The sequence below is a fragment of the Paraburkholderia podalyriae genome (genome assembly GCF_014397785.1).
GTDB lineage: Bacteria > Pseudomonadota > Gammaproteobacteria > Burkholderiales > Burkholderiaceae > Paraburkholderia > Paraburkholderia podalyriae.
Genome location: NZ_VZQQ01000132.1, coordinates 1 through 7038, shown reverse-complemented (window position 1 = coordinate 7038; position 7038 = coordinate 1). Strand labels below are relative to the sequence as shown.

The following is a 7038-nucleotide window of genomic DNA, read 5'->3' as shown; positions in this document are numbered from 1 at the left end:
AGCCGACCGCGTGCTACGCATGCATTTCATTCGCCATTCGAGGTGTTCGAACGTATGCTCGCAACCGCTTCCATAACTTCAGCTTCCGTTCATTAACCCGCTGTTGCGCTTCACCTTTGAAACCGCCGTATTAAATGTGTCTCTATCGCGTAATTAAATGTGTCACTTCGCGTCGGCACCGTCGAAGTGCAACTAACCGTCATTCGCCGCAACCCATTTCCACTGCTTCGCCATGAACCGGTCAGCAAAGGGAGGGTGATCTCCTACCCCGCGGCCGGCACCGAAACGCGGCGACTACCCGTTCGACACACCCGAGGCATCAGTGCCTAGTCGTAGAAGTACTCGATTGTGGATCGCAAGGCGGTCCTGCCGTCGCATCGCCGGCGTCATCGAACGGACCGGAAGGAACCCATAGCAAAGATGTGAACGACACTAGGCGCATCGGAACGGCCCCTCGATCACGCTGCTGTTGATAATGAATGGACTCTCGCGGCGGCACTCCGGACAGCGCGTCTCGAGCGATTGTTGATGCGCCGGACAGCGATCTTCTTCCTCAAGCTGATGCAGCAGACCGTGGTAACCGTGCGCCGCGCACTGCCGACAATACCGGAAAACCGGGTGATACCGTTTGTGCAGCGTCGCATCGAGCAAGGATGCGTCCAACACTTTCCTGGGGAGTCGTATCAGACGACGCAGGTGCGTGAGATCGATGGCGTTCCCGCAGTGGTACCCTTCACGCGGATCTACATCGGGGCTCATCAGCCGCCCACGGGTTCGAGAACTATTCGACCCGGCCGTTCGATGCGCGAACGCTACCGCGAGATAGCGAACATCGCTCACGCCCAATGTCTGTGATGCAGATTACCTGGCTTTATCCACCGCTCTTGCTGTATTCAGTGAGCAACTCAGCGCTGCTTCCCTCAACGACATCGCGAAAGCTGACGCCCGGATGCTTGAGGGTCTTCTTGTTTCGGAGCGGGCGACGCGACAGGTTAAAGAGCTGGCCTGAAGGCTTTTCGTCGCCTGGCCCGCTGCCGTCGGATTCCGTCGCACGGCAGTGGGGCTTTCAGCCCGGGCAAGAAGTGTCGTGCGCCATACTCCGCGCTGTGGGCGAAAGCGTTTTACAGTCGTAACTCTCCGAAGCGAGCCCCCTCCCCGACGACTACTGATGAATGGCCGACGTTTCGCGACAGTTTCCGGCGGCCGCAACCAGATGCGCATGAACCCCGCGACGCTAGGCATTCTGCTTGCTGAAGTAAGCCAACTGTATTAAAGGCGCGGCGCAAGTTACTAACCAGTGCGTAAGTAAGCGAACATAAATCGACGCCATGGTCTAAGCTTTAAGGGGCTTAGGGAGAGGCGAGATGCGCGAGGACGACGGCCGGCAGCTTTCACATGCAACGCTGGAAGAGATCCGCATTCGGGCGGTCAAGCGTGTCGAAGCTGGCGAGTCGCCGGAGGACGTGATCCGCACGCTGGGATTCTCGAGAGCGCGTATTTACGAGTGGTTGGCGGCCTGGCGCGAAGGGGGGATCGAGGCGTTACGAGCCAAGGCAATCCCTGGTCGACCGATGAAGCTCTCGTCCGAGGCTATCCGCTTCGTCTATCAGACGGTCACAACGAAGAACCCCATGCAGATGAAGTTCGAGTTTGCATTGTGGACGCGAGACATGGTGCGGGAGTTGATTCGCGATCATTTCAACGTCAGGCTCTCCGAGGTGTCGGTCGGTCGACTGCTGCGCAAGCTCGGGCTTTCACCCCAGCGTCCGCTTGCGCGTGCTTACCAACGCGACCCTGAACTGGTCGAGTCATGGATGCAGAACGAATACCCGGCCATTGCCGGGCAGGCCAAACGCTGCGGGGCACAGATCTTCTTCGTCGACGAATCGACGGTGCGATCGGACTATCACAGCGGCACGACCTGGGCACCGGTCGGTCAAACACCGGTAGTCGAAGTCACTGGCGCGCGCTTCAAGGTGAACCTGATCTCAGCGATCAGCCCGCGTGGCCAACTTCGATTCATGTGTTTCGAAGGCAGCTTCAAGATCTCCGTGTACGTCGACTTCGTCAAACGACTGATGCTCACCGCCGATGCGCCTGTCTTCCTGATTGCCGATGGTCATCCGGTACATCGTTGCAAAGCGATCCGGCAGCTTGCCGCGGAATCGAATGGGCGCCTTTGTCTGTTCTTCCTTCCTGCTTACTCGCCAGATCTGAACCCGGACGAGTTGGTATGGGGTTATCTCAAACATCACAAGATCGGCAAGCTTGCCATTAAAGGTCCGGGGCATCTCAAGCAGCGAGTTCGAGCGGTTCTGCGCTCGCTGCAGAAGATTCCGGCCTTGGTCCGATCCATGTTTCAACATCCGTCAGTCCGCTTCGCGGCTTGACCCATGTTCGGTTACTTTGTTTCGGCTTAGTAAATTCAACCTTGATAAGCCACATATTGGCGCCACCGGGATAAACGTTGGTGACATCCCAACCGACTGCCAACATTGCAGGCAGAACTGCGTTGCTCGGAAAATTCGGTATAAGCGGATCTCCTGCCAAGAGATTCGAACCGGCCGGATCTGCGGCATAGACAATGACGAACCTCGCGTGCAACTGGTTGCGGGTTTTCGACGGCCGTGGAATTTGTCTGCAAGCCGCGCCAGGACTGGATTTCAGGTCAGAGTAGCCAGATCGGCTAAAGTCCAGATTTCTGGACGCAGCGAATGACCCGAAGCCCATACTGGCAAGAGATTCCAACAAGATTGCGCCTGGAGCAGTTCGAGCAATTTGTCTGGCCGCATCTGAGCCTGGGCCGTCGCGGACCTCCCCCCACGCTGGCCTTGCACAAGATCTTCAACTACATCCTGCAGGCACTGTACATGGGTTGCCAATGGAAGATGCTGCCGATCGACAGGAATGCAGAAGGTCACCCTGAAATTCACTATACGCGCATCTACCGCACGTTTCGTCGCTGGCAGGCCGATGGTTGCATCGATGCCATCTTTTCGGGCTCGGTGCAGCAACTTCATCAGGACCAGCTGCTTGACCTTTCGGTCATCCACGGCGACGGCACCACGACGGCGGCGAAGAAAGGCGGCGACAATCTCGGGTATAGCGGGCACAAGCATCTGAAGGGCGACAAGGTGGTGGCCTTGTGCGATCGCAACTGCAATGTCATTGCTCCATTCATCAGCGCTCCCGGCAACCGCAACTAATCACCGCTGTTGCGCGACGCGCTGCCCAGCCTTACCGCCATGGCCCGCGCCATTGGCGCGGACCTGCACGGTTCAATCGTCAGCCTGGATGGCATCTACGACTGCAGGGCCAACCGCAAGGCGATCTTCAATCGCGGCATGACCCCGAACATCCCCGAGAATCCGCGCGGACGCAAAATACCGAAGCGGGGCCGCAAGCAGCGCTACGATCCGGCCATCTTCGAGGAGCGCTTCAGGACCATTGAACGGGTCTTCGCCTGGGAGGACAAGTTCCGCCGTCTGCTGCTGCGCTTTGAACGTATCAGTGACGTTCACTACGCGTTCAAGACGCTTGCCTATACGATGATTAACCTGCGCCACTACTGCTGAACCAGCGCGGGGCTCGCACTTCACTGACTGCGGTACGCGCCGTGATTGCTCACGCCTGTTGCATTCGCATTCCTGATCATAATGCAAACTCCGATATCGAGATACCAGTCGCTTTTCACAACGATGTTCCTGGCTTCGCACGATTACCAACGGTCATCGTAGTTCTTCCGTTCGCAATGGACGGAAACGCGCAACCAGTTGGCGGCGACTGCGGATCCCGAGCGCAGAGCAGGCTGCTCGTGTCATGGACGATCGCCACTCTTGGCTGAGTCGTGTCAACTGCGACAGCGCGGTCGTTCTGCCGCCAATCTGTGATGTCCAGACGGTGGCCGGCGCTTGCCTAACCGTTTTCCCACGCTAACTGCCGTTACCGCAGCCTTGCAGCGAGGGGGAGAATTGTCGCCGGACGACCCGCCGGCCACAACCGCCCGACCGCATCCAGCTTTCGTGGCATTAGGGGTTCAGCTGCTACGTCACGTGGGGTTGGACGCCCGGCAGTTTGCATGTGGCGTCATCGGGCAGAAGCCGGCCAACTCCCGACGCTCACTTAGGCAATATCAGTGACCGCTATAGGGTAGGCTACGGACATTCGTTACGCCGGAGGGGGGGCGGAATGTGCGATATCTTGCGATCCTCGCAGCATGCCCGAACGCCGTTATGCCAGTGTGCCTATGAACCTTGGGTAGCCGGAAGTTGCGGCGAAGTCTCTAGATTTTTCGCGCAGAAGCCAGCACGGCGGGCATCGGTACCCGAACCTCTCCGTCAACTCGATATTCCGCCGCGCTTTCAGACACTGCCTCTTCAATTAACGCCAACGCTTCCGGCGTTTGCGCCTTCAGGATTGCGGCCACGCGCACTCCACCGCGCATTAGGGCGTGAAATGGGGTTTCTGGCGCGCGAATACGCCAGATTTGGGCGACGTCCTCGACCTTCGGCTCAACGAAGCAGGCTTCGAGCAGTACGCGCTCGCATTCACGCCAGTCGCTGAAGCGAAAGAACGGGGGCGCCTGCGGAAGATCAGCGTCTAGGTTGCCGTGTGCTGCTATCGCTTTAAGGACCATGTCGATTCCGGCGCACTTTTCCGGGCTGGCCCAGACGGTGAAAGCGATTCTTCCGCCCGGACGCAGTACGCGATATGCCTCCGAAAGCGCCTGTTCGGGATGGGGGAAATGGTGCCATCCGAAATTGCTGCCTACCGTGTCGAAGCTCTGGTCGGCGAACGGCAGCGCTTCAGCATTTCCGAAACGAAATGCGAGCGCGGGATAGAGTCTTCTTGCCTGCTCGACCATCGCGGCTGCGAAGTCGACGCCGACAACGTTCGCCCCTCGTGCCGCTGCCGCCGCAGCGAGATAACCGGGACCTGTCGCGACATCAAGCAGGTGCATGCCGGGCTGGAGATTGAGCGCATCAAGGAGTGCTTTAATCGATTGATCTGTTAAGGTCGCGTAATACGCGTGATATGGTTGGGCAAGCTTTTCCCAGCCTTGTCTTTCGAAAGCGCTGAATGCATCCTCTTCCATGTTAGTGTCTCCAAAGGTTGCCTGCCCAAAGTTCCCAACGGGTTTATCTCTGCGCCGCTAGAGTCCCCTGCGAAGGCATCAAACACCGGGCGTCGTATAGCGCCAGAAGCAGTGGAATCCTCGATAAAACGACGCGATCGCACATGGACAGTGCAGGGGGGCGCTGGTAGGACGTCGTCTATAGCACTTCGACGCCGGGCCTCAGCTTTTCATAGTGAAGCTGGTGCAAGTCAGCAATGTTGGGTCCCGAAGCGGCGACAACGAGAATCGCATCGGCCAGTGAAGCAAAGTCGGCCCGGAATTGCACCGTACTCTTGAGCATGAGAATGCGATATTCCGCCGGATCGGCACCGACATGCCGGAACATCGCCCGGTCGCCTGCCTGCTGCTTACGGGTGGACACCACGATCTCGACGGCGTCGGGGCCCCCGCATCGCACTCGGGCCATCGGCCCGAGGCTCATTCGACAGCCGCGATAAAATGGACCTGTACCGAGGAAGGAGCCGCTGCCCAACGCAAGGACTTCAAACGGTGCCTGCAAAGGCGGAGCACCTGTCGTGCTGTCCGCTGCCCCCAAGGGCGCATCAAGAACCGCGCCGACGCCAGCTTCCGTGGCCAACCGTACAAATTCAGCGTCGGTCAGCACACCAGCACAAACCCGTCTGGCGCCCCTTCGTACTAACTCACGCAAGATGTCAGTTGTATCGCCGTTACCACCTCCGCCCGGATTGTCTTGCGAATCGGCAAGTATCACGGCGCCTGCAGCGGGGCGGCTAGCGTACTGCATTGCCAATTCGACTGCCTCTGCCGGCGTGTACAGGCGTCCGCAAAAACCGCTGCGCTTCTCTAGAACGGCTTCGTTCAACCGGTTGACGACGGCTTCGACCACCCTTTGATCGGATCCGTAAGCAATGACACTCGGGCCGCTGTCATAGGTATCCGCGAGCGGAAGACCCGGCAAAAAATCGGCGGAGACCAGATCAACCGACTCCATGGTCGCACCGAGAGTGGACAGACTGCACATCGGTTCGGTCAAGGTGCTTTGCCATGGAACAGGGATCAGGAAAGGGAGTTGCCGATAGCCTTTGTACAGGTCAAGACCCGCGAGCAGTGGGGCCATCAGCTTCAGCGCCCGATGTCCCGTTTGCGCCATGTCGACGTGAGGGAAGGTGCGATAGGAAACGAGGCCGCTCGCAATTTCGACCATAGCCGGCGAGACGTTCGCATGGAGATCCAACGCTGCGACAATCGGCAGTTTTGCCCCGACCAGCTCACGCAAGCGTCGGAGTAACTCGCCCTCTCCGTCGTCCACGTGCTCGGCCACCATAGAACCGTGAAGATCGAGGAAGAGACCATCAAGCGGCCCTGCATCGTGGATCATGCGGCAAAGCATGAAGCAAATGGCTTCAAATGCGTCCTCGGTTACCATGCCGGACGGATTCGCCGACGCCCACAATAGCGGAACCAGTTCGTGAGACGATCGCGCCGCGGCGATAAATCCTTCGACGGCAAGGTTGGCGTTAGCTACCGCATCGAACATTTCGCGCCCGACGAGCAAACCCGGCCACGCATCAGCCTGAACAAACGTTCTGAACGTGGCCCGCGTGGAGGCAAATGTATTCGTCTCATGCAAGAAGCCAGCGATTGCTATCCTTGCCATGCGATTACCTTTCGGTGGGTAGGCGTCCGCCGTTGGTTAACTCAGCTGCCGCGCAGTCAGATATAAACGCTTCCTTGAATGCGGAGAAAAGGCCTCTGGAGGCGCCGGACATGTGTTCAGTAAAGTCGCCTTCCGCTGGTCAATCAAGCTAATTTGGGCTATTTCAAAAGTGGAGTGGGTAATGCGGCTCACGAGGCATGTGGATTGAAGGCCGAGAAGTCGAGCTTGCCTGCGATCAGGAACAGCACGGTCCGCATGGTTTTGAAGCTGGCGTATCCGCGCG

Annotated in this window: 6 protein-coding genes; 4 read left to right on the top strand and 2 right to left on the bottom strand. The window is 58.5% G+C overall.

Going from position 1 to position 7038, the window contains the following annotated elements; translation table 11 throughout:
* Positions 1-528 precede the first annotated feature (528 nt).
* From F6X42_RS41155 to F6X42_RS43610, 4 genes are all read left to right on the top strand, one after another.
* Positions 529-855, top strand: coding sequence for a hypothetical protein (locus F6X42_RS41155; protein WP_187639511.1), 327 nt, complete (start codon positions 529-531; stop codon positions 853-855).
* Between the two features lie 509 nt (positions 856-1364).
* Complete coding sequence (locus F6X42_RS41150) at positions 1365-2390, top strand: IS630 family transposase (protein WP_187639510.1); 1026 nt, start codon at positions 1365-1367, stop codon at positions 2388-2390.
* A gap of 363 nt (positions 2391-2753) precedes the next feature.
* Positions 2754-3206: a transposase gene (locus F6X42_RS43615; RefSeq protein ID WP_246530519.1), complete on the top strand. Its 453-nt coding sequence runs from the start codon at positions 2754-2756 to the stop codon at positions 3204-3206.
* A 9-nt stretch (positions 3207-3215) separates the two neighbouring features.
* The gene (locus tag F6X42_RS43610; protein ID WP_246530518.1) at positions 3216-3575 is read left to right on the top strand and encodes a transposase; all 360 of its coding nucleotides are present in this window, start codon (positions 3216-3218) and stop codon (positions 3573-3575) included.
* A 707-nt stretch (positions 3576-4282) separates the two neighbouring features.
* Here the strand turns inward: F6X42_RS43610 and F6X42_RS41140 are convergent.
* The gene (locus F6X42_RS41140) at positions 4283-5095 is read right to left on the bottom strand and encodes a class I SAM-dependent methyltransferase (protein ID WP_187639509.1); all 813 of its coding nucleotides are present in this window, start codon (positions 5093-5095) and stop codon (positions 4283-4285) included.
* A gap of 178 nt (positions 5096-5273) precedes the next feature.
* Entirely contained in the window at positions 5274-6755 is a 1482-nt protein-coding gene (locus F6X42_RS41135; RefSeq protein ID WP_187639508.1) for a M81 family metallopeptidase, read from the bottom strand.
* Positions 6756-7038 lie beyond the last annotated feature (283 nt).

What these genes read in the sequence shown, in the direction of transcription:
- F6X42_RS41155 (WP_187639511.1), top strand. Translation starts at nt 529, where the DNA reads ATGCGCCGGACAGCGATCTTCTTCCTCAAGCTGATGCAGCAGACCGTG.
- F6X42_RS41150 (WP_187639510.1), top strand. Translation starts at nt 1,365, where the DNA reads ATGCGCGAGGACGACGGCCGGCAGCTTTCACATGCAACGCTGGAAGAG.
- F6X42_RS41140 (WP_187639509.1), bottom strand. Translation starts at nt 5,095, where the DNA reads ATGGAAGAGGATGCATTCAGCGCTTTCGAAAGACAAGGCTGGGAAAAG.
- F6X42_RS41135 (WP_187639508.1), bottom strand. Translation starts at nt 6,755, where the DNA reads ATGGCAAGGATAGCAATCGCTGGCTTCTTGCATGAGACGAATACATTT.